Source organism: Vibrio sp. 1557, assembly GCF_033340175.1.
GTDB classification, from domain to species: domain Bacteria; phylum Pseudomonadota; class Gammaproteobacteria; order Enterobacterales; family Vibrionaceae; genus Vibrio; species Vibrio alginolyticus.
In genome coordinates this window covers 1-21,256 of sequence record NZ_JAWOVZ010000022.1, presented here as the reverse complement: position 1 = coordinate 21,256, position 21,256 = coordinate 1, and the positions used below count along the sequence as shown (strand labels likewise).

Sequence of the window (21,256 nt, the reverse complement as noted above, 5' to 3'; positions counted from 1 at the left end):
GACGTTGTAAGTAGCGGGTAAAGACGAAGTGTTGATCGTCTTTTTCTCTTGAGCATTGTTGAAGATGTAGGGAGGAAAAGATGATCAGTGGAGACACAATCTTATTTGCGCTAATGGTGGTAACTGGAGTTAATATGGTCCGGTATCTCACCGCTCTTCGTTCTCTAATTTATATCATGCGTGAAGCGCATCCGCTGTTATATCAGCAAGTTGATGGTAATGGTTTTTTTACCACTCATGGAAATGTCACCAAGCAGGTGAGGTTGTATCACTACATTAAAAGTAAAGAATATCATCATCACCACGATGAAATTTTTACTGGTAAGTGTGAAAGAGTGCGTGAATTGTTTGTTCTATCGACCGCGTTGCTCGGCGTGACGCTACTTGCGGCCTTCATTCTCTAAGAGTCAATAATCCAGAAGTTGTTCTGTCTGAGATTTTGCGGACATACAGAGCGCTTAGAGTTTAAGCGCTTTTCCCTTTCGGTATTTGTCGGTAGAATGTCGCGCCTAGAAAGCAAGGATGTGCAATGTGCACATCCTTTTTTATTTTGATTCGATACCAATCAGTCTAAGAGCTACCGATGAGTAAGAAATTTGATGTTGTTGTAATTGGCGCAGGCGCAGCAGGTTTAATGTGTGCTGCAGAAGCAGGCAAGCGAGGCCGCCGTGTTTTGGTGCTCGATCATGCTAAAAAGCCAGGACGTAAAATCCTTATCTCGGGCGGTGGTCGTTGTAACTTCACTAACTACGACGTTTCAGCTAATCACTATTTGTGTCAAAACCCGCACTTTGTTAAGTCGGCGCTCTCCCAATACACTAACTGGGATTTCATCTCGATGGTGTGTAAACATGGCATTGAGTTCGAAGAGCGTGATCACGGCCAGTTGTTTTGTGTCGATGCATTTACGGCCAAAGATATCGTGAAGATGTTGTTAGCTGAGTGTGACATGCCGAACATCGAGCAGCGTTACCAATGCGATGTTCATTCGATTGAAAAAATTGATGAAGGCTTTCGTTTGCATGCTGGTACTGAGATTGTCGAATGTGAGTCTTTAGTTATCGCAACAGGTGGCTTGTCGATGCCAAAACTGGGAGCGACACCATTTGGTTATAAAGTCGCGGAACAATTTGGTCTTCGAGTTATCCCAACCACGGCAGGGCTTGTACCATTTACTCTGCATAAAGAAGACAAAGAAGACTTTGCTGAGTTATCTGGTATCGCGGTACCTGCGGAAATTACGGCTGAAGATGGCACCATGTTCAAAGAAGCCCTGTTGTTCACACATCGTGGGTTATCTGGTCCAGCAGTGTTACAGATTTCTTCATTCTGGCGGGCCGGACAAAAGGTGTTGATCAATCTTGTGCCAAACGATGATGTTGCTGAGTTATTAGAACGCAGTCGTGAGAAGCATCCAAATCAGTCACTCAAGAATACGCTTGCCAAAGTGCTGCCTAAGCGTCTGGTTGAAGTCTTAATTGAACGTAAAGAGCTAGTCGATAAACCGCTAAAACAGTTCAATCAAAAGGAGCTTGCGGCGATTGTGGAGCGTCTAGAGCATTGGGATATCGCCCCGAATGGCACTGAAGGCTACCGAACTGCGGAAGTGACACTCGGCGGTGTCGATACTGATCACTTATCCTCGAAAACCATGGAATGCAAAGACATTAAAGGGCTTTATTTTATTGGTGAAGTGATGGATGTGACTGGTTGGCTAGGGGGCTACAATTTTCAGTGGTGCTGGTCGAGCGGTTTTGTTGCTGGGCAGTGGGTTTAATCAAACACCAAACGCAGCCTAACTGCATAAAAGATAAGATACAAAAAGAGCACTGAATAAAAGTCAGTGCTCTTTTTGTATTCCCATAGCGAGTTACTCGTCTTGATACTTTTCGAGTTTGTTATAGAGCGTTTTCACGCTAATGCCTAACTCCTGCGCTGATTCCGTTTTATTACCTTGATTCTCTTCAAGGGTATTGAGAATGGCGGCTTTTTCTAGCTCTTCTAGCGAAACGCCCGCCGGAACAAGGTCTTCGATGCTGGTGCCTGTTTCCAATGGTGGTGTGTCGAAGATAAGGTGTTCATCTCGGATGGTGTCATCAGCCAAAATAAATGCACGCTCGATCGTGTGTTTGAGCTCACGGACATTACCTGGCCAGTCGTGTGCAGCGATTTTTTGGATCGCAGAGTCAAGAATCGTTTTGGTTTTTGCCTCATTGGCGTTGCGGTGTGCAATAAAGTGCTTGGCCAGACCGACGATATCACCGCCTCGTTCTCGCAGTGGCGGTATCGTTAATGGGAAATGCGATAACCGGAAAAACAGATCTTCACGCAGGAACTGCTCCTCAATGGCGATTTTAGGATCACGGTTTGTAGCAGCAATGATGCGAGTATTAGCGATATGAACTGTATTACTGCCAACTGGGCGATACTCTCCGGTTTCTAGCACCCGCAATAGCTTCACTTGATGCTCGATAGGCATCTCGGTGATTTCATCTAAAAATAGGGTGCCGCCCTCTGCCTGCTTAAATACACCTTGGTGAGTTTTATTTGCTCCGGTAAAAGCGCCTTTCTCATGGCCAAACAGTTCGCTATCAACTAATTCAGGGCTAATGGCACCACAGTTAATCGCTATAAAGGGCTGTTGTTTACGCTCACTCGCTAAGTGGATGGTCTGCGCCACCAGTTCTTTGCCTGATCCACTTTCACCGACAATAAGGACGTTGGCTTCTGTTTTAGCAACGCGCCTGATCATACGATAGAGCTGATGCATCGGAGAGGAAGAGCCGACCAAAAGACCAAATTGGTCAAGATCGCTGGTGGACACTTTACGCCCTTGATCTTGTTTGTGTTGATAGTATTGGCTGACTTCGCTCAGGGTGTCCGTCAGAATGGCAATATCAACGGGCTTTCTGTAGTGAAAAATAGCACCCAAGTTCATCAGCTTATCCAAGTTCTCGTTTGGAGCGCCTGAGCTAATGATGATCAAGTCCATATCGTAGATGTCTTCGATATTAGAAAGACGTTGATAATCTGCACTAGTAAAGTGGGCGACTTCAACAATCGCAACTTCCGGTTTGAGTTGTAGAAAATCTTCAATCCATTGGTCTGCGGCATCGATGTCATGCAGACGAAATTTGTTCAGTTCCTGGCAAGAAGCGATGGCATTTTTAAGTGATGGATCTTGTATTCTTAGAAACAGGCTTGGCATCGACATAGAAATGTCCTCTTTACTATGACAGAAACAATGTACGTGGATTATTCTCACTTCACAAGACAAAATATTGTCAGCATAGATTTAAGGATTTGTTCGGTATTTTTATGTTGTTAGCCCCTTTTTGATATATATCGGTGAGAGCCATCAGTAGATATTTCCTTTTGTTCAGATTTTTATTTTTAAAATAATAAGTTTGCTATTAATTGATTCTGGGGAAATAGCCTTTCTGTTTTATCAGGTTATTTAGGCACAAGTGACGGAGGCTTTATCACCGATTAAAAATTACATTTTTTACGTGTAAATAATTCATGCTTATACTTTATTGCTCATCTCATTTTTACCTCTTTCCTTTATTAGTCACTTAAAAACAATGAGTTATAAAGTTGGCACATGGTTTGCTCCCAGGGAAGTGCAACGTCAATAAAGGAGAATTACCATGAATAACATCGCAGCTAAAATTGTACTTACGTCAGTTCTTGCTACTTCATCTACAGCAGTCTTAGCGAGTGATAAATGGGAAAAAGAATCCATGGACGCTTGGCTAGATGGTAAAGCTGAAACCACACTACTGCTAAACAGCAATCTCAACTCTTTTGATATCAATACCGATGTTGAGAATCAGGTCGTTACCCTTTCTGGTTCGGTAAACAATGATCTTGAAAAATCACTTGCCGAAGAGCTTGTTACTGGTCTTGATGGTGTGAAAAAAGTAAACAACGAATTGTCAGTAGTGAATGAAGGCAAGAAAGAAACTGATTCAGAAGCTTTAGCTACACTGACCGATTCTAAAATCACGACTATAGTTAAAACGCGCCTACTAATGGATACCAATGTGAGTGGTACGGATATTGATGTAACGACAGAACGCAAAACGGTAACATTGGCAGGTAAAGTTAATTCAGATGCGGAGCATGATCTTGCAATTTCAATTGCAAATAACACCAATGACGTAAATAAGGTGGTTGATAAGCTAGAAGTGGTTCAATAATAGCGAGCCGAGTGATTTAACCCACTTTTATTAGGAGGTAACACTATGGTTCGTTGGATGTTTATTTTTCTGGCACTGGCACTAATTTCTGCACTATTAGGCTTTACCGGTATTGCAGGAGCTGCTGCCTCTATCGCGCAAGTGATATTTTACCTATTCCTATTGTCATTAATTGTATCAATAGTGATTGTTCTGCTGGGAAGAAAAAACGTAAATAGATAGGAGATTCCATGCGACTTACGTCATTTATTTACCGTATCGCCGCAGTATTCGGTTTGGTGTTTGCGTTGGCAGCTTGTAGTGAAGAAGGGCCAATGGAACAGGCCGGCAAAAAGATAGATGAAGCCGCCGAAGAAACCCAAAATGCGATTGAAGATGAATGTGAAAACATTAAAGAAAACCTAAACGCTGAAGACCAAGATTGTTAGCCGAATCAGGTTAGGTTTTTACGCATAGCTATGTAAGAGAGGGGCGGTCAATCACCGCCCTTCCTTTTGTCCCAATTGTTTACAATCAGATAAGGAGTCAAAGATGAAAAACATATTTGATGTACTGAAAGAGAGTCATGAAAAGCAGCGCCTTTTACTCGATGCTCTGATGGAAACGTCTGGAGATTCCCCTGCTCGTGAAGAGTTTTACCACAACCTTAAAGAGGAACTCGAACAGCACGCAGCGGCAGAAGAGCGATTTTTCTACGCGCCTTTAATAGATAGCGATAAGACCATTGATCTCACTCGCCATGGCATCGCAGAGCATCATGAAATTGATAAAGTGATTGCACAGCTTGATGCAACCGATATGAGCTCGCCAGCGTGGCTCAACCTAATGAAAACCTTGCGTCACAAAGTGTTGCACCATCTTGAGGAAGAAGAGCAGCGTTTCTTCCAGTTAGCCGGTAAGGTAATGACCGATAAGCAGAAAATGAAACTAGCGGATGGTTATGTTGAAGAGATGGCAAGCTAGGTAGAGTGTTGGACCTTTTCGTGCCATTTCGGCACGGGAAGGCACTCAATCAAGGCGTTTACTCAAGTTCATGTATCCAAGCTCAATCCCCCGCGTATTCTAACTTCCACTAAAAAGTGCACTCGCTGAAGGCAAGGAGAGCGAATGTTTATCATCAAATATTATATTCTTGGCGCTCTGATCAGTTTATTGGCCGCTATCTATACGCCTCAAATTATCGTTAGTTTGCTGTTCTTGTGGATATCTCTTTCTTTAGCGTTGGTCAGCGTAGCCTACGTATTCGACATTCCCTCTATTTTTAGAAAAAACCAAGATGGCAAGATTGTCAGGTGGATTCGCTGGGCATTCATCCCATTTCTATTGGGGGCTAGAGCGTATAACGCCTGGGAGAGACGGCGTGATACTGTACCTCCAATCCAAAAAGTCAGCGACAATTTATACCTATCTCGCCGTTTGTTTCAGAGTGACTTAGATTTTCTCGAATCCAATGAGATCTCTTGTATTGTCGATGTCACCGCAGAATTTGCAGGCCTTGAAAGTGCGATGACCGACAAGCAGTTTCATTACCTTTCGATTCCGGTACTCGACCACAAAGCCCCAACGCTAGAGCGTCTTCGCCATGCGATTAACTGGATTGATACTCAAATCTCGTGCTCGCGGGCTGTGGTTGTGCATTGTGCGTTAGGGCGTGGTCGTTCAGTGTTTGTTGTGGCGGCGTATTTACTGAGCAAAGACCCGTCACTGACGGTTGAATCCGTGATGAAAAAAATCAATGACGTACGCAGTACCGCGAGATTGAATAAATTACAGATTAGGACGCTACGAGCGATCAGTGAAAAAGGCGTACTGGGGCTGGATCAATCCACTTGGATGGTGGTTAACCCTGTTGCAGGTGGCGGCAAATGGGAGGAAAACGAACAGCACTTGATTCGTGAACTAACCAAAAAATATCGCTTGAGTATTCATCAAACCACCACAAACCTCAGCGCCGAGCAGCTAACACAACAGGCAAAAGAAAGTGGAGCTAAGCAAATCATCGTAGCTGGTGGCGATGGCACTGTAACAGAGGTGGCGAGCCAATTGGTGGATACCGACCTAAAACTCGGTATTGTTCCGCTCGGAACTGCCAATGCGTTATGTCATGTGCTCTATGGCGTTGGCGCAAAATTCTCACCGGTCGAAAAAGCGTGTGAAGCGTTGCTTGGCGGACACTGCCAACGTATTGATACTGCGGAATGTAATCAGCGGCTTATTTTGTTGGTCTTAGGTATTGGGCTAGAACAGAAAATGATCGAGCACGCTCAGCGAGAAGAGAAAAATGTTTTTGGACAACTCGCTTACCTCACCGGCTTTTTTAATGCTGTAGTGGCGGAAGAAACGCAAGCTTTAACCGTTTCGTTAGACGATCCAACTGAAGATGGAAACCACGACAATAATACACAAACGCTTGAAGTCCATAGCTTTGTCGTTGCGAATATCGCTCCATTTAGTACGTTGCTTGCCCAAGGTGGTGATGCGCCGCAGCCTGATGATGGCAAGCTGCATATCACATATTTAGATAACACCGAGTCTTTAGGCGGACGTCTTATCGCATTGTCGGATCTGACATTAACGAGCGTAGGCGCACAGGAAGAATCGACACATTTTCAATACGCGACGGCTCAGAGCGTCACTATTTCTGCGAATAAACCGATTGAATATGTGATTGATGGTGAACTGTATTCTGATGAGCAACTGGCAATCAAGCTGCGTCCAAAGTCATTGAACGTATTTGTTCCAAGCCAGAGACGTAAATCAGCTTCGCTTTAACACAGAAATCCGCGGATAACGCGCCATTTGCTTCGTATTCTACATGGCGCTTTTTCTGTGTTGTTTGATGATTTGGTGTGCGTCGTAAAAAAGGCTATTAAGGTCGCTGCGTAGTAGATGCAGCAGCTTTTTTCTATCTGTACCTTTTACTAGGTTGATTGGGGATGAGGGTTAAACAAAGTGAAGAAAGAAGGGCGAGTATAATTACTCACCCTGAGGTAAGTGCTTTTCAATTTCATCGTTTTCAACTTGTAAAGCAGCTAACCAATAAGAAACAAGTGCGGTTAAGTTGGTGTCGTCAATGGCTCTAAGCAGGGCTTTTAAATCATCTAACAGTAATTTATTCATAAAATGCATTTCTTTGTAATTACCTAACTCGGCAACGCCGTATTCGGTGGCATTTTCTGCAATGAATTGTTCACCATCTTGATCGAAAAACAGCTTCGCCATCTTTTTGATCATCACTTTTTCTATTTTCACGAATCGATATGCCGCTCTTGCGAGTGTCATATGTGATTGCGGGTTAACGAGAGGCAAACACGTTTGGCGATGGTGTGTCATTTTTACGAGTAGCTCCCTTACTCGATTGTTATCCAATGTCATAGTGACCTCTTTATTTATGACTATTGTCGTGGGACATTTCTCGTGATGGTTATGTTAATGCGCCTGTGGGCTTGTCAGAAATGGCCAAAGCAAGTTGGCCATTTCTTTGATCAATACCGAGCTTTATTGCAAAGGCGACCACCAAGTTTTAGCTAATAAGGCTGATGCTGCTGAGTTTTTCTTTGCAGCTTTTTATATCGCTACGAACTTTCAGCAGAACCGAGTTATCCGCCTGCTCTGGGTGGGAAGTAATCAAATTCTCAATCTCTTTGAGTACCTTGCTTTCGACACCTTCAAGCTGTTCTAAATACATAGACTCTTTGTCAGAGGACACTTCCTTCATCACGTCGCTGTAGACCTCACGCGCCTTGATGGTGTAGGAAACCGGAGTGTCGTCGGCAGATTCTTCATTGTTACTTGCTAGAGAGTAGGGAGTGAGCTCAATGACTGCACGCTCACGTACTCTGAGCAGTTCTACCAACACATTATTCAAAGAAGTGTTGTCGATGTTCTCGATGGCCTTGTTGTAAATTTCATTTCCGCTTTCGATAAGCTCAATGATTGAGGCGATGTTTTCATTTTTCATATGCCACTCCTTATTTACTGGTGATAGGGGTGTTTGAGCGTATGGAATACAAACACGATGTTTCGTCTTCAGTTGCAGGTTGTATGCCAATGAACTTTAAGTCTTATTAATCAGTGACTTAATATCTTGTTTTGCAATAACTTGCTAACAGTCGGTAAGGCGCTAAGAAAAAATTACAAGAATGGCGGGGAAAGCCTGGAAAGAATTACACGTACAGATACGGCTTTTTATCGAAACAAAAATAAAACCAATAAAAAACAATAACTTAAAATTCTGGCATGGATATGGCTTTGTAGGGAGTAAGTGAGGTCAAACATTGTTTCACTTGATTCACTACTCAACTCATTAATGGAGGCTAGTTATGGCTACTACAAAAGAAAGCACAGTAAAACCTCAAGAGCAGTTAGAAGAAGCATATCACTTAGCGGAGCAAGCCACGACGGAAGCTGTTGGCGCGATGAAAGACCAAGCCAAAGAGAAGCTGGATGTAGGTGCGCAGCAAGTTCAGCAGGCGACTAAGTCGGCAGAAAATGTAATCAAGGAGCGCCCATTGCTGAGCATAGGCTGTGCCTTCCTTGCTGGTTGGGCGGTTTCGAAGCTGATCAAATAATAGTGGTCACCAAGGATTAAGCCACACAACAGAAAGGCGAGGCTTCACATGAATAACTCAGGGCAAGTTACCAATCAGCAATCAGGCTCGGCGGCTTCAGACAGCGGCCGAGCCCCTGATGGGGCAGAAGAACAGGATATCCAACAAACCATTAATGGTTTGAGCAGCATTCTTGCGCAATTGGACCAACTGACGAAATCGCTAAAAGCATGGTCAGGTTCAACGTTGGATTTGTTCCTCTTGGAGATGAAAGTTAACGTGTCCGCAGTGCGTCAAATTTTGCTGTGTACCGTTGTTTTTACCCTATTGTCGGTATTGTTCGTATTCAGTTTGTGCCTTGCCTCTGGGGTGGTGGCTTATCAGTTAACTGCCAACGTATATGTTGCCGTGGGTGTATTTATCACATCATTAGGCTTGGCATTATTTGCTTTAGCCTGGTGGCAGAAGCGTTTAGTTGGATTTCTTGGATTCAAAAATACGACAGAACAATTACAGGAGGGGTGGGATGCGCTCGCTACAAAAGCTCAATCGAGCCATGCGGATCAAGCGGATGGAAGGTAAAGCGTCTCTAGAGCAATGCTGTTTGTCAATGGAAATGTTCACGTTTACCACCAAGAAGTTTGTGAGAGAAAACCCTTGGACGACATTAGGCATTAGTGCTGTCGTTGCCGTTACCGCTGCAAAAGCAGGTCGATTGTCTCGACTGACTTCTTCTATTTCGTCAATGGGGCTATTGGTTAGCAGCGTGTCTGATATTACCGATTCGCTCACAAAGCCGGTCGCGGCAGCTTCTCTGGATGAGTCAGATGCGGAGCAAAATGGAAATGCAGCAACACAAGTAAGCAACGCTGCGACGACAGAGGGCGAACCACTCTAATAGCGGATTTCACCGCAAAATTTTCTTACCGATTCTGAGCTTATTATGACAGCGAAATTGAACATTCCTGCCAACACTGCGATTGGTGCAACGCTTCTCGTCCTGTTACTAGTCCCAGGGCTGTATTTTGCCAAGCCAATATTGTTACCTATTGTGCTTAGCACCTTTATTTCTCTGCTGTGCAGTCCTTTCATTAATTATCTTGAAGACAAAGGCTTACCACGTGCTATTACCGTCGTGTTGACGCTGTCATTCCTCGTTGGCGCTTCAATTATTGGTCTTGCCGCCATGTCGGAGCCCGCCAAGCAATGGTGGTCTGAGCTGCCTAGTATCGTGAAAAATGTGTCGCAAGAAGTAAGCGAAGTTACTAAAGCTTCGGCTGATCACCTTAATACTCCATTGAATATCGCCAACGATATGAGTATGGATGAGGTCGGGAACAACACCGTATTTTCTTTGGTAAAAACGCTCGCGACCACTACGCCGACGATTTTGACACAAGCGATGATCGTGCTGTTTATGGTTTACTTTATGCTCAATCATGGACGAAGCTTATTTCGAAAGTCAGTGTCTTACTTACATGGGTTCGCCAAACAGCGCCAAGCGATTGAGTTGGTCAAAGCGCTACAGAAAGACCTATCTCGATACATTGGCACCATCACTTTAGTGAATGCGGGGCTGGGGTTGAGTGTTGGGGCCGTGTTTTTTGTTCTAGGCCTTGAAGATCCATTTCTATGGGGCGCATTTGCAGGCGTGATGAATTTTGCGCCGTACCTCGGCCCTGTCATATCCATGGTGAGCTTTGGCTTTGTTGCTTATCTTCAGTTGGAGTCGGTCAGTTTTATGCTGACGGTGGTGTCTATCTATTTACTGCTCAATTTGATTGAAAGTCAGTTTGTTACACCAACACTATTGGGGAAAAGGTTTAACTTAAACCCGTTAGTGATTTTTGTTTGGCTTGTTTTTTGGGGCTGGCTTTGGGGCGGAATGGGACTATTGATCGGTGTGCCGTTGCTGGTTTGTATCAATATTTTGGTTGATCGTCTAGAGCTATGCCAATCAACCCAAAATCAAGCAAAACAAATCACCTCCGCGGACGTGGCACCGCGAGAGTGACTTGAGGAGCAAGCTGGTTCAACGAAGAAACAGTTTTTCAGCGCTCACTGGCTGACTAAATAAATATCCCTGACCATAAATACAGCCTTTTTCGAATAAATAATCGGCTTGTTCCCGAGTTTCTATCCCTTCCGCGACGACTTTCAACGACAGCGTTTTTCCCATGGCAATAATGGCATTCACAATCGCGTTGCTGTCGCTATTACTTGGGACATCACTGACAAATGAGCGGTCAATTTTCAGTTTGTTGATTGGCAAACCTTTCAAGTAAGACAAAGACGAATAGCCAGTTCCAAAGTCATCCAGAGAAATCTCAATACCCAGTCCTCGTAATTGATTTAACGATGCAATGGCTTGTTGAGGGTCGATCAGTAAAAAGCTCTCTGTGATCTCCAAATCTAACCGTTGGGCAGGGTATCCGGTGTTATCGAGGATAGTACTTAATCGCTGAATGAAATTTGACTGCTGAAGCTGCAACGCAGAAACATTTACGGCGATTTTGCCAAACTCGATGCCTTGGTCCAGCCAAGCATTACCTTGCAAACAAGCTTGTTGTAACACCCACTCACCAATGCTTTGAATCAGCCCTGTTTTTTCTGCAATTGGAATAAAGTCTGCTGGTGGTACAAGGCCAAACTCTGGATGCTGCCAGCGTAATAAAGCTTCCACGCCGACAATCGTATTTTGTTCCAAATTGTATTGCGGTTGGAATTCTAACCGGAGTTGTTGTTTTTCTATTGCTTGATGCAAAGCGGATTGAATGCGTACATGGGATACGGATTTATCGGTCAAATCCGGTGAGTAAAACGCGTAGCCGTTGCGTCCATTTTTCTTCGCTAAGTACATCGCGGTGTCTGCGTTTTTCAGTAAGGTTTCACTGTCTTGACCGTCTCTTGGGTACAAGGCAATACCAATACTAGTCGAGACACGAAGTGAGTCGTGATTTGCCAAGTCGAATGGTTGCTGGAATACGCTTAGAATATCGCCGACGGTTTTCAATAAGGCAACATCACTATGGATGTCTGGCAAAATAATCACAAATTCATCGCCGCCAATGCGAGCCACATGCGCATTGAGGTGAAGCACATCTTGCAAACGAATCGCTAACTTAGACAGCAATTGGTCACCACAGAAGTGGCCCATGCTATCGTTGATGTGTTTGAAATGGTCGATATCTAAGAATAGGGTGGCAAACGTCTGCTGGTTTTTGTGTCCGGTTTCGATGTGTTGCTCAAGTAAGCTGAGTAAATGAGTGCGATTAGGTAGATTGGTTAATGGATCGTAAAAAGCCATGCGCTGCAGCTTTTCTTCGTGTGCCTTACGCACAGAGATATCTTCAAACACACAAATGTAGTTAATAAGGTGGTTTTTATCGTCCATTACGGCGCTAATGGTCGCTAATTGCGGATAAATGCTGCCATCTTTCTTTCTGTTGATGAATTCGCCTTTCCATTGGCCTTTGTTTTCAAGTTGATGCCACAACTGTTGATAGAAACCTTGATCATGATGGCCTGAGCGCAGAATTCGTGGGTTTTTTCCTATCACCTCTTCAGAGCGGTAACCTGTAATTTGGGTAAAAGCCGTGTTTACATCAATGATGTTGGCATTGCGGTCTGTAATGACCATGCCTTCTTGCGAATTGTTGAAAATTTGGGACGCTAAGGAGAGCTGCGTTTCTACCATTTTTCGGCGGGTGATGTTACGTGTCATCCCCAGAATGCCGATTAAGTTTCCCGCATGATCACGGACAGGAGACTTAATGGTTTCTAGCCAAGTGGGGTTATTGTTTTCATCAATTTGACGGCATTCTTCAACAATATTTTGCGTGCCCGTGGCTACCACCAATTTATCGGCATCAATGAATTTTTCCGCACGTTCATGGCTAAACAGAGCAAAATCGTCTTTGCCAATGATTTCACTGTTGGTTTTTTGCCACGCATTTTCTACGCTTCGGTTGGTCATCGAATAAAGACCATCCATGCCTTTTATCCATACGTGGTCTTCAAGGCAGTCGATAAACTCTTGTAGTGTTGGTGTTGGCTTTATTTCCGCGCTTTGATGTCGCGTTTGTTCTTGCTGACAGTGCAAGTTGATATCAAAGCTGATCCGCCCCGCGATTGCGCTTAGCCATGCCGAAACAACCGTTGATTGATCATTAGGGTGAGTCAGTGTCAGTACGGCAAGCAATTCGCCATTAGGTAGCCAAATCGGTCCAATGCTCAAGGTTTGCTCTTCAAAGGGGGTATGGCTAACTGTAAAATCTGTCGGCGTAAAGTGATCGACAACTTGCGTTATCACATCGATGATAGCACGATGATTTTGGGTTGAGGTGGACACCTCAGTCGATAGCCACTGCTGAGTATCGCTCAGAGTATAAAGCTGTCCCTGAGCTTGAGTTACATCACAGCATTGTCGCAGAACGTGTTGCCAGTCTGCCATCAAAGGCGAAGGAATAGCGAAGCGAAACATAATTAATAACGAGTCCTAAATCGCCCAAAGGTAATTATATTAGAATCTAGCGTAAGCTATTGGGCTTTGTGAGTATCGTATCCAACGCGTAGCCAAATCCTAGCAGCGTAAAGTGCTTTCTATCATTAAAATGTTATCTATATCTCTTTTTTATCCAACTTATTGCATCGTTTTTTAGGGCTTTTGATAGGTGATTAAGAAGCGTTTACCGCTTTGGTTTTCTTGCCCCATGAGACTTGCTGAATGACTAAGCCACTGATGATCAATACCAGGCCAATCAAGGTTGAAGGATGAATTTCCTCGCCGATGATGGTAGCTAACAACATGAGTGAGATAAATGGAGAAGCAAAGATCAGATTACTGATACGCGCGGTGTTTTGCGTTGATTTGAGTGCGCTCAGCCACAAAACGAAAGTGATCCCCATTTCAAACAGTCCGACATACGTCACCGCTGCCCAGCCTTTAGCTGAGATTGCCTGCCAGCTCGCACCTTCATAAAGACTTAAACCAATGGCGAATGGAATAGCGACCAAAAAGCCGAGCAGAACGCCAACCACAGGGTCGGACTTATTTTTGGTATTTAAAATCCAGTAACCGGCCCACAGCAGCGTTGATAGCAGCGCAAGACCAACACCCAACGGGCTCTCAAACTCCATGCCTAAAAGATTGCCTTGCGTGGCAATCACTATCACGCCGACATAACTAAAACCGCAAGCCAGCCAGTCCTTACCACGGATCTTTTGTCCTAAGAAAACAGCGGCCATTAGCGTTAAGGTGATGGCCCAGCTGTAGTTGATCGCTTGAGCCTGAGATGCGGGCAGCAAGTCATATGCTTTGAACAGAATAACGTAATACGCCAAAGGGTTAATCAACCCAAGCAGTAGGTAATACCAAGGGTTTGAGAAAAATGTAGCGCTTAACTGGCCCAGTTTACCTTGCACACCACAGATTACTGTTAGCGCAATCGCAGAGACGATGCTGGCAATGCATAGCATTTGAATCGGCGTAAATTCTGCCAACGTGAGTTTAAATGCGGTTGCAACGGTAGACCAAAGTAATACTGCTGAGAGCCCAAATCCTAGGGCGCGACGCTCGTTCATGATGCCTCTGCGTGATGATGTGCCGCTCGGTTTGGATAATTTGAGCGGAAGAAAGAATATTATAGGAAGGCCTAGTGTATGCGAGGATTTTTCATCCAACAAACTGGACATTTATCCAGTGTCTAAATACCATTGTTATAGATACAAAACACAGGCTAACTCGCTATTATGCAATGGATTCTTGAGTACCAATCTCTCATTCTCTCTTCTCTTTGTGCTGCCACGCTTAGTGGTGTCGCTGCCGGTTGGTGGGTGAAACAGCGTTTTATCACCCAAACTCAGCTTCTCGAGCAACAACTTGTTTCAGAAAAACAGCTTCATCAACAGCAACTTGAACAGGTCAAGCAAAGCCTTGCCGATGCCCAGCAAGAGTTGGATGAATTAGATGATGAGCGCGATAAAGCCGCGTTTGAAGTACGCCAAACACATGGAAAGCTGATGGCAGCAATGGAAAAACTACGTTACTTCGAGGCTGTAAAGCAAGAGCGCCAGCAATACTTTGATGAGCTTGGCCAAATGCGTGAACACAAATCACGTCTAGAAACGCAGCTGCGTGAACAGCAAGCTCGCCATGAGCAAATTAACCAAGCTAATGCCGAAAAACTGCAAATTTTAGAACAAGCAGAAGCACGCTTGAAACAACAATTTGAGCACTTGGCCAATCAACTGTTTGAAGAAAAAACCGCGAAGGTCGATTTGCAAAACCGTCAGAGTTTAGAAGGCTTGTTGTCACCGCTTAGAGAACAGTTAGAAGGGTTCAAAAAGCACGTTAATGACAGCTTTAGTCAAGAAGCTAAAGAGCGCCATACCTTAGTGCATGAGCTGAAAAACCTGCAACGTTTGAACGAGCAAATGACGCGCGAAGCGGTTAATTTGACCCAAGCGTTGAAAGGGGACAACAAACAGCAAGGTAACTGGGGCGAAGTGGTGCTCGCTAGGGTACTTGCCGAATCTGGCTTGCGTGAAGGGCACGAATATCAGACTCAGGTGAACTTACAAAATGAAGCAGGCAAGCGTTACCAACCTGATGTCATTGTTCATCTCCCACAGAACAAACAAGTGGTTGTAGATTCCAAAATGGCGTTGGTTGCCTATGAGCGCTACTTCAACGCCGAAACTGATGCTGAGCGCGATCAGGCTTTGAATGCGCACTTAGCTGCTCTACGTGCACATATCAAAGGGTTAAGCATGAAGGACTACCACAAACTCAAAGGTATTCAGAGTTTGGACTATGTTCTGATGTTTATCCCGGTTGAGCCGGCGTTCCAAGTCGCGATTCAAGCCGATCCAAGTTTGATCAAAGACGCGATGGAGCAAAACATCATTTTGGTGAGCCCAACAACGTTGCTGGTGGCACTGCGCACCATTGATAATCTATGGCGCAATGAACGCCAAAATGAAAACGCCAAAATGATTGCGCAGCGTGCGACAAAACTCTACGACAAATTACGATTGTTTGTAGACGACATGGAGGGGCTCGGCGGTGCGCTGGATAAGGCGAATCAAAGCTATCAAGGTGCGATGAACAAGCTTGCCACAGGGCGCGGAAATGTGATTCGCCAAGCCGAAAGCTTTAAACACTTGGGAGTTGAAATTAAACGACCGATTTCTTCCGACCTCGCGCAGTTAGCGCAGAGTGATGCATTTTCAGAAAATGACCCGTTAGTAGAAAGACATCCGGCTGAGGATAAAGTAAACTAATCGCCCGCAGTGCAGTGGGCGATTTTATTTGTCAACAAACGCCCCGTAGAGGAAAGCGCTGCCTAAGAGGAATTAGAATGACGGACACAAGTTTGCAATCCAATACAGCGTTAGAGAATGAAACCACTCACTTTGGTTTCTCTACAGTGGCAAAAGACGAAAAAGTGACTAAGGTTGCCGAAGTATTCCACTCCGTGGCAACAAAATACGACATCATGAATGACCTGATGTCAGGTGGTATTCACCGCCTTTGGAAGCGCTTCACTATCGATTGTAGTGGCGCTCGCCCTGGCCAACGTATTCTTGACCTAGGTGGTGGTACGGGGGATTTGACGGCGAAATTCTCGCGCATTGTTGGCGATGAAGGCCATGTCATCCTTGCCGATATCAATAACTCAATGCTTAACGTTGGTCGCGATAAACTGCGTGATAACGGTATTGTGGGTAACGTGCATTACGTTCAAGCCAACGCAGAAGAACTGCCGTTCCCAGATGATTATTTTGATGTCATCACCATCAGTTTTTGTTTGCGTAATGTGACTGACAAAGACAAAGCGCTTCGTTCAATGTTCCGCGTACTGAAGCCAGGCGGCCGTCTATTGGTGTTGGAATTTTCAAAACCAGTGCTAGAGCCGTTATCGAAAGTATACGACGCATATTCATTCCACTTGTTGCCGAGAATCGGTGAGCTAGTTGCGAATGACTCAGAGAGTTACCGCTACCTAGCGGAGTCAATCCGTATGCATCCAGACCAAGAAACGCTGGAAGGCATGATGCAAGAAGCAGGTTTTGAAAACACCAAATACTACAACTTAACTGGTGGTATTGTGGCTTTGCATCGCGGTTATAAATTCTAAGGGTTAACGGCATGCCATTTGAACCACTTATCACCGCTGTGATTGAAACGTCACTGAATACACTGATCAAAGACGACCCTGCATTGGGCCGTCGTTTAGCGCGTCTAAAAGGTCAAGTTATTCAAGTTCACCTGAAAGAGATCAATAAAACACTGACATTCGTTTTTAGTCAGCAAATTGATGTGCTCGGTCATTACGAAGGGCAGCCTAACTGCTATCTATCGCTCAACTTGAGTGTGTTACCAGAGCTGCGCGATCAGGCCAACATCACTCGTCTTATTAAACAAGATAAACTTGAACTTGAAGGCGATATTCAATTGGCGCAGAAATTCTCTCAGTTGATGGTGGATTGCAAACCAGATGTTGAAGAGTGGTTGTCTCGCGTGACTGGCGATGTCGCCGCACATACCTTTGTGCAAGGTTCAAAAAACATCGGCAACTTTCTTGCGTCTCAAGCAGAAAAACACCAGCGTCATCTTGCGCAAGTAGTGACTGAAGAATGGAAACTGGCTCCCGCTCCGTTAGAAGTGGCCTATTTCTGCGACCAAGTTGATGAGGTTCGCAGCCAGGCTTCTCGCATTGAAGCTCGTTTAACGGCTTTGCTGAATAAGCTGGATGCAGATAAGCCTGCATTGGAGAAACCATGACGCCAGCAGAACTAAAGCGCTTATACCACATCGCCAAAGTACAACTGGAATACGGCTTAGATGAGCTGCTTCCCGATCACCAACTGACCAAAGCTCCGCTTTTACTGCGCAAAAGCTTGTTTTGGATTAAGAACAAGCACCCAGAAAAACCACTCGGTGAACGTCTGCGTTTAGCACTGCAAGAGCTGGGGCCGGTTTGGATTAAGTTCGGTCAGATGATGTCGACGCGCCGTGACTTATTTCCTCCGCATATCGCTGATCCCCTAGCTTTACTTCAAGACCAAGTCGCGCCTTTTGATGGCGAGTTGGCAAAAAAGCAGATGGAGCAAGCATTAGGTGGTCCGTTAGAAAAATGGTTTACCGAGTTTGATATCAAACCACTGGCGTCTGCGTCGATTGCTCAAGTACATACTGCGCGCATAAAAGACACTAATCAAGAAGTGGTATTAAAGGTTATCCGCCCAGATATTCGCCCAGTCATTGATTCAGATCTAAAACTGATGCACCGAATGGCGCGTATAGTCGCCGGAGCGATGCCTGAAGCACGTCGTTTAAAACCAGTTGAAGTCGTGCGTGAGTACGAGAAAACCCTGCTTGATGAACTCGACTTGCGACGTGAGGCGGCGAATGCCATTCAGTTGCGCCGCAACTTTGAGGGCAGCGAAGAATTGTATGTTCCTGAAGTTTTTCCCGACTTCAGTAATGAAACTGTCATGGTTTCTGAGCGAATATATGGCATTCAAGTCTCTGATATTGAAGGCTTGAAAGCAAATGGCACCAATATGAAATTGCTCGCGGAACGCGGTGTGAGTGTGTTCTTCACTCAGGTGTTCCGAGACAGCTTTTTCCATGCCGATATGCATCCGGGTAATGTGTTCGTCAAACCCGAACATCCAGAGAACCCAATGTGGATAGGGCTAGATTGCGGAATCGTTGGTACACTTAATAGCGAAGACAAGCGTTATCTGGCGGAAAACTTCCTGGCGTTTTTCAATCGTGACTACCGCCGAGTGGCGGAGTTACATGTGGATTCAGGGTGGGTGCCTGCGGATACCAATGTCGATGAGTTTGAGTTCGCGATTCGCATTGTGTGTGAGCCTATTTTTGCTAAGCCATTGTGCGAAATCTCCTTTGGTCATGTGTTGTTGAATTTGTTCAACACGGCACGTCGATTCAATATGGAGGTTCAGCCACAGCTTGTACTGTTGCAAAAAACGCTGTTGTACGTGGAAGGGCTTGGTAGGCAGCTATATCCTCAACTTGATTTGTGGGAGACCGCAAAACCATTCCTGGAGGAATGGATGATGAATCAAGTTGGGCCGCAAGCTCTAGTGAATGCGATTAAAGACCGCGCACCATTTTGGGCAGAGAAATTACCTGAACTGCCAGAGCTACTTTACGATAGCCTGAAACAAGGTAAAGCGATGAATCAACGTATGGATCAGCTTTATCAAGGGTATCGCCAGAGTAAGCGCCAGCAGGCGACAGGAAAGTTTTTGTTTGGCGTTGGCGCGACTTTAGTCGTATGCTCGGCAATATTGGTGAACGATGCTTTTGAGCAGCTTTCGTTGGCCTGCGGTATCGCAGGTGTCACATTTTGGCTGCTTAGTTGGCGAGCTTATCGTCAATAGACGTTAAACTCTTGAAATATTTTTGTTTGTTTAAAGACCCGAGGTAAAGAGAATGGGTGGTATCAGTGTTTGGCAACTTCTAATCATTGCTGTAATTGTTGTATTGCTATTCGGAACAAAGAAACTACGCGGTATCGGTGGCGATCTGGGTGGTGCCGTTAAGGGCTTCAAAAAAGCGATGAGCGAAGATGAACCTGCGAAAAATGACAAAGACGCAGACTTCGAACCAAAAAGTCTAGAAGAGCAGCAGAAAAAAGAAGCTGCTCCTGAAACGAAAAAAGACAAAGAGCAGGCGTAAAACGTGTTTGATATCGGTTTTTGGGAACTGGTATTAATATCTGTTGTTGGTCTGGTCGTTCTTGGGCCGGAGCGTTTGCCTCATGCTATTCGCAGCGTGTCTCGCTTTATCGGTGCCGCTAAGAGTATGGCAAATAGCGTCAAAGACGAATTGTCACACGAGCTGAAAGTCCAAGAGCTGCAAGAAAACTTGCGCAAAGCAGAACAAATGGGGATGGATGATTTGTCCCCTGAGTTGAAATCTTCAGTTGAAGAGTTGAAGAAGGCAGCGCAATCTGTAAATCGTCCTTACGCAAAGAACACCGATTCAGAGGCTGAGCCTGTAAAAACAGAGCCAGCAGTCGAAGAGGCCGTGAAAGCGCAAGAGAGCAAGGTTACAGCGGCAGATAAGAAAGCCGAATAGTCTCATTAGGAGGAGCTACTAGTGATTGGTAGCTCCTTTTTGATCTGGTTTTTAATAAGAGGTTTGCCATGTCTACCGTCGAGCAGACACAACCTTTAATTAGTCATTTGTTGGAGCTTCGCAACCGACTACTGCGCTCAATCCTCGCAGTGTTGGTCGTGTTTGTCGGACTAATTTATTTCTCTAACCACATTTACGAGTTTGTTTCCGCACCTTTAGTAGAACGTCTACCTGAAGGCGCGACCATGATTGCTACGGATGTAGCGTCACCTTTTTTTACGCCACTTAAGCTGACGTTAATTGCTTCGGTATTTATTGCGGTGCCGTTTATCTTGTATCAAGTGTGGGCATTTGTAGCGCCAGGTTTGTACAAGCATGAACGTCGATTGATCATGCCATTGCTGTTCTCTAGTTCGCTATTGTTCTACTGTGGAGTGGCATTTGCCTACTTCGTGGTATTTCCATTGGTGTTTGGCTTCTTTACCGCCATCTCTCTTGGTGGAGTAGAGTTTGCAACTGATATCTCGAGTTATCTCGACTTTGTGCTGGCGCTATTTATGGCGTTTGGTATCGCATTCGAGGTGCCTGTTGCGATTATTTTGTTGTGTTGGACTGGGGCCACTACACCAGAAGATTTAAGACAGAAACGTCCTTATATTATAGTGGCTGCGTTTGTCGTAGGTATGGTGTTAACGCCACCAGACATGATCTCGCAAACCTTACTCGCTATTCCGATGTGTTTACTGTTTGAAGTCGGTTTGTTCTTCGCGCGTTTTTATACTCGTCGAAGCGAAGAAGTAGAAGCGGAAACCGAAGAATAAGGCTAATCTAGATGTGAAAAGCGGCTCAATTGAGCCGCTTTTTTTTGCGGTTGGTTTTTTCTTGGGCTAATTACTTAACTTTCATGACGTAACCACATTTTGTGCATACGTATACTTCCTTGATGCCCAGCAGCTTTTGAAAAAAACTGCGCGGTACGCGTTGTAAGTAAGCACCATGTGTACACACTTCAACTTCCATATTCATGCTGTTTTACATTTGTGCTAATTAATGGGCGTAAATCAGTATAGAAAAATAATGTGTCGAGTTGTCGACAGTTTTGCAAAGCGGACGAAGTAAAGTGACGATATGAGAAGTAAGTAGAGTTGCTAGTTAATTATTATGTTTATCAATAATTTTGTATGGATTGTTCTACTATTTCAACAGGTTGAATCGTTCATTCAATAGTTTAGGTGATAAAAAAGCGACGTTGATTTCGTCGCTTTTTCAATTCTCGTTGTGCCGTCCTAAATAAGGTTGACACTTTCCACCCCCAAAATTGGAGAGTGTTATGAAATCAACAACTAAAAGAACTCAGCGCGATTACTCCCTCGCTTTTAAACTCA

At 44.7% G+C, this 21,256-nt stretch carries 23 protein-coding genes; 18 read left to right on the top strand and 5 right to left on the bottom strand.

Going from position 1 to position 21,256, the window contains the following annotated elements; translation table 11 throughout:
* The first annotated feature begins 80 nt into the window (after positions 1-80).
* Together uspB and R7070_RS19795 are read left to right on the top strand one after the other, a co-directional pair.
* Positions 81-404, top strand: a complete 324-nt coding sequence (gene uspB / locus R7070_RS19800; protein WP_005379169.1) for a universal stress protein UspB — start codon at positions 81-83, stop codon at positions 402-404.
* Between the two features lie 179 nt (positions 405-583).
* A complete protein-coding gene (locus R7070_RS19795) occupies positions 584-1,777 on the top strand; it encodes an NAD(P)/FAD-dependent oxidoreductase (RefSeq protein ID WP_005382944.1) in 1,194 nt (397 codons plus the stop codon).
* A 93-nt stretch (positions 1,778-1,870) separates the two neighbouring features.
* On the opposite strand, the gene R7070_RS19790 is transcribed toward R7070_RS19795, so the two are convergent.
* Positions 1,871-3,214, bottom strand: coding sequence for a sigma-54 interaction domain-containing protein (locus R7070_RS19790; protein WP_005382945.1), 1,344 nt, complete (start codon positions 3,212-3,214; stop codon positions 1,871-1,873).
* Positions 3,215-3,650: 436 nt separating this feature from the next.
* On the opposite strand from R7070_RS19790, the gene R7070_RS19785 reads away from it, so the two are divergent.
* The 5 genes from R7070_RS19785 to R7070_RS19765 all read left to right on the top strand — a co-directional run bounded on the left by R7070_RS19785 (position 3,651) and on the right by R7070_RS19765 (position 6,974).
* Positions 3,651-4,202, top strand: coding sequence for a BON domain-containing protein (locus R7070_RS19785; protein ID WP_170893620.1), 552 nt, complete (start codon positions 3,651-3,653; stop codon positions 4,200-4,202).
* Positions 4,203-4,247: 45 nt separating this feature from the next.
* Entirely contained in the window at positions 4,248-4,424 is a 177-nt protein-coding gene (locus R7070_RS19780) for a DUF1328 family protein (RefSeq protein ID WP_005379177.1), read from the top strand.
* Between the two features lie 8 nt (positions 4,425-4,432).
* Positions 4,433-4,630: a hypothetical protein gene (locus R7070_RS19775; RefSeq protein ID WP_005379178.1), complete on the top strand. Its 198-nt coding sequence runs from the start codon at positions 4,433-4,435 to the stop codon at positions 4,628-4,630.
* 103 nt (positions 4,631-4,733) lie between these two features.
* Complete coding sequence (locus R7070_RS19770; RefSeq protein WP_005379185.1) at positions 4,734-5,165, top strand: hemerythrin domain-containing protein; 432 nt, start codon at positions 4,734-4,736, stop codon at positions 5,163-5,165.
* A 144-nt stretch (positions 5,166-5,309) separates the two neighbouring features.
* Complete coding sequence (locus R7070_RS19765) at positions 5,310-6,974, top strand: diacylglycerol kinase family protein (RefSeq protein WP_130544874.1); 1,665 nt, start codon at positions 5,310-5,312, stop codon at positions 6,972-6,974.
* Positions 6,975-7,178: 204 nt separating this feature from the next.
* Here the strand turns inward: R7070_RS19765 and R7070_RS19760 are convergent, their stop codons facing one another.
* On the bottom strand, positions 7,179-7,577 hold the full coding sequence (locus R7070_RS19760; RefSeq protein ID WP_005379193.1) for a hypothetical protein: 399 nt from the start codon (positions 7,575-7,577) through the stop codon (positions 7,179-7,181).
* A 148-nt stretch (positions 7,578-7,725) separates the two neighbouring features.
* On the bottom strand, positions 7,726-8,163 hold the full coding sequence (locus tag R7070_RS19755; protein WP_005379194.1) for a DUF2383 domain-containing protein: 438 nt from the start codon (positions 8,161-8,163) through the stop codon (positions 7,726-7,728).
* A 361-nt stretch (positions 8,164-8,524) separates the two neighbouring features.
* Here R7070_RS19755 and R7070_RS19750 point away from each other — a divergent pair, with 361 nt between their 5' ends.
* From R7070_RS19750 to R7070_RS19735, 4 genes are read left to right on the top strand one after another with little or no spacing between them, the layout of a single operon-like run.
* Positions 8,525-8,773 carry a hypothetical protein gene (locus tag R7070_RS19750; RefSeq protein ID WP_005379196.1) on the top strand — a complete coding sequence of 83 codons (249 nt, stop codon included), beginning with the start codon at positions 8,525-8,527 and terminating at the stop codon, positions 8,771-8,773.
* A 48-nt stretch (positions 8,774-8,821) separates the two neighbouring features.
* Positions 8,822-9,334: a phage holin family protein gene (locus R7070_RS19745; RefSeq protein ID WP_005379198.1), complete on the top strand. Its 513-nt coding sequence runs from the start codon at positions 8,822-8,824 to the stop codon at positions 9,332-9,334.
* Positions 9,324-9,650: a hypothetical protein gene (locus R7070_RS19740; RefSeq protein WP_005379200.1), complete on the top strand. Its 327-nt coding sequence runs from the start codon at positions 9,324-9,326 to the stop codon at positions 9,648-9,650. The genes R7070_RS19745 and R7070_RS19740 overlap by 11 nt, the downstream gene beginning before the upstream one ends.
* 45 nt (positions 9,651-9,695) lie before the next feature.
* A complete protein-coding gene (locus R7070_RS19735) occupies positions 9,696-10,766 on the top strand; it encodes an AI-2E family transporter (protein WP_005379202.1) in 1,071 nt (356 codons plus the stop codon).
* Positions 10,767-10,784: 18 nt separating this feature from the next.
* On the opposite strand, the gene R7070_RS19730 is transcribed toward R7070_RS19735, so the two are convergent.
* Both R7070_RS19730 and R7070_RS19725 read right to left on the bottom strand, forming a co-directional pair.
* Positions 10,785-13,235, bottom strand: coding sequence for an EAL domain-containing protein (locus tag R7070_RS19730; RefSeq protein ID WP_256900682.1), 2,451 nt, complete (start codon positions 13,233-13,235; stop codon positions 10,785-10,787).
* 194 nt (positions 13,236-13,429) lie between these two features.
* Positions 13,430-14,335 carry a DMT family transporter gene (locus R7070_RS19725; protein WP_256900681.1) on the bottom strand — a complete coding sequence of 302 codons (906 nt, stop codon included), beginning with the start codon at positions 14,333-14,335 and terminating at the stop codon, positions 13,430-13,432.
* Positions 14,336-14,503: 168 nt separating this feature from the next.
* Here R7070_RS19725 and rmuC point away from each other — a divergent pair, with 168 nt between their 5' ends.
* From rmuC to tatC, 7 genes are all read left to right on the top strand, one after another.
* The gene (gene rmuC, locus R7070_RS19720) at positions 14,504-16,036 is read left to right on the top strand and encodes a DNA recombination protein RmuC (RefSeq protein WP_005379209.1); all 1,533 of its coding nucleotides are present in this window, start codon (positions 14,504-14,506) and stop codon (positions 16,034-16,036) included.
* A gap of 77 nt (positions 16,037-16,113) precedes the next feature.
* A complete protein-coding gene (gene ubiE, locus R7070_RS19715) occupies positions 16,114-16,893 on the top strand; it encodes a bifunctional demethylmenaquinone methyltransferase/2-methoxy-6-polyprenyl-1,4-benzoquinol methylase UbiE (protein WP_017635022.1) in 780 nt (259 codons plus the stop codon).
* A gap of 11 nt (positions 16,894-16,904) precedes the next feature.
* On the top strand, positions 16,905-17,540 hold the full coding sequence (locus R7070_RS19710) for an SCP2 domain-containing protein (protein ID WP_005379213.1): 636 nt from the start codon (positions 16,905-16,907) through the stop codon (positions 17,538-17,540).
* Positions 17,537-19,171 (top strand): ubiquinone biosynthesis regulatory protein kinase UbiB, encoded by a 1,635-nt coding sequence (gene ubiB / locus R7070_RS19705; RefSeq protein WP_005379226.1) that lies wholly within the window; start codon positions 17,537-17,539, stop codon positions 19,169-19,171. Before R7070_RS19710 ends, ubiB begins: the two co-directional genes overlap by 4 nt.
* Positions 19,172-19,223: 52 nt before the next feature.
* Positions 19,224-19,469 carry a Sec-independent protein translocase subunit TatA gene (tatA, locus tag R7070_RS19700; RefSeq protein WP_005382958.1) on the top strand — a complete coding sequence of 82 codons (246 nt, stop codon included), beginning with the start codon at positions 19,224-19,226 and terminating at the stop codon, positions 19,467-19,469.
* Between the two features lie 3 nt (positions 19,470-19,472).
* Positions 19,473-19,871, top strand: a complete 399-nt coding sequence (gene tatB / locus R7070_RS19695) for a Sec-independent protein translocase protein TatB (RefSeq protein ID WP_017635021.1) — start codon at positions 19,473-19,475, stop codon at positions 19,869-19,871.
* 68 nt (positions 19,872-19,939) lie between these two features.
* Complete coding sequence (gene tatC, locus R7070_RS19690; RefSeq protein ID WP_005379234.1) at positions 19,940-20,692, top strand: twin-arginine translocase subunit TatC; 753 nt, start codon at positions 19,940-19,942, stop codon at positions 20,690-20,692.
* Positions 20,693-21,256: the final 564 nt, after the last annotated feature.

Coding starts and splice junctions, on each gene's coding strand:
- uspB (WP_005379169.1), top strand. CDS start 81: ATGATCAGTGGAGACACAATCTTATTTGCGCTAATGGTGGTAACTGGA.
- R7070_RS19735 (WP_005379202.1), top strand. CDS start 9,696: ATGACAGCGAAATTGAACATTCCTGCCAACACTGCGATTGGTGCAACG.
- R7070_RS19710 (WP_005379213.1), top strand. CDS start 16,905: ATGCCATTTGAACCACTTATCACCGCTGTGATTGAAACGTCACTGAAT.
- R7070_RS19755 (WP_005379194.1), bottom strand. CDS start 8,163: ATGAAAAATGAAAACATCGCCTCAATCATTGAGCTTATCGAAAGCGGA.
- R7070_RS19725 (WP_256900681.1), bottom strand. CDS start 14,335: ATGAACGAGCGTCGCGCCCTAGGATTTGGGCTCTCAGCAGTATTACTT.
- R7070_RS19765 (WP_130544874.1), top strand. CDS start 5,310: ATGTTTATCATCAAATATTATATTCTTGGCGCTCTGATCAGTTTATTG.
- R7070_RS19795 (WP_005382944.1), top strand. CDS start 584: ATGAGTAAGAAATTTGATGTTGTTGTAATTGGCGCAGGCGCAGCAGGT.
- tatA (WP_005382958.1), top strand. CDS start 19,224: ATGGGTGGTATCAGTGTTTGGCAACTTCTAATCATTGCTGTAATTGTT.
- ubiB (WP_005379226.1), top strand. CDS start 17,537: ATGACGCCAGCAGAACTAAAGCGCTTATACCACATCGCCAAAGTACAA.
- R7070_RS19730 (WP_256900682.1), bottom strand. CDS start 13,235: ATGTTTCGCTTCGCTATTCCTTCGCCTTTGATGGCAGACTGGCAACAC.
- R7070_RS19780 (WP_005379177.1), top strand. CDS start 4,248: ATGGTTCGTTGGATGTTTATTTTTCTGGCACTGGCACTAATTTCTGCA.
- R7070_RS19770 (WP_005379185.1), top strand. CDS start 4,734: ATGAAAAACATATTTGATGTACTGAAAGAGAGTCATGAAAAGCAGCGC.
- R7070_RS19785 (WP_170893620.1), top strand. CDS start 3,651: ATGAATAACATCGCAGCTAAAATTGTACTTACGTCAGTTCTTGCTACT.
- rmuC (WP_005379209.1), top strand. CDS start 14,504: ATGCAATGGATTCTTGAGTACCAATCTCTCATTCTCTCTTCTCTTTGT.
- R7070_RS19745 (WP_005379198.1), top strand. CDS start 8,822: ATGAATAACTCAGGGCAAGTTACCAATCAGCAATCAGGCTCGGCGGCT.
- R7070_RS19750 (WP_005379196.1), top strand. CDS start 8,525: ATGGCTACTACAAAAGAAAGCACAGTAAAACCTCAAGAGCAGTTAGAA.
- R7070_RS19790 (WP_005382945.1), bottom strand. CDS start 3,214: ATGTCGATGCCAAGCCTGTTTCTAAGAATACAAGATCCATCACTTAAA.
- R7070_RS19775 (WP_005379178.1), top strand. CDS start 4,433: ATGCGACTTACGTCATTTATTTACCGTATCGCCGCAGTATTCGGTTTG.
- R7070_RS19740 (WP_005379200.1), top strand. CDS start 9,324: ATGGAAGGTAAAGCGTCTCTAGAGCAATGCTGTTTGTCAATGGAAATG.
- tatC (WP_005379234.1), top strand. CDS start 19,940: ATGTCTACCGTCGAGCAGACACAACCTTTAATTAGTCATTTGTTGGAG.
- ubiE (WP_017635022.1), top strand. CDS start 16,114: ATGACGGACACAAGTTTGCAATCCAATACAGCGTTAGAGAATGAAACC.
- R7070_RS19760 (WP_005379193.1), bottom strand. CDS start 7,577: ATGACATTGGATAACAATCGAGTAAGGGAGCTACTCGTAAAAATGACA.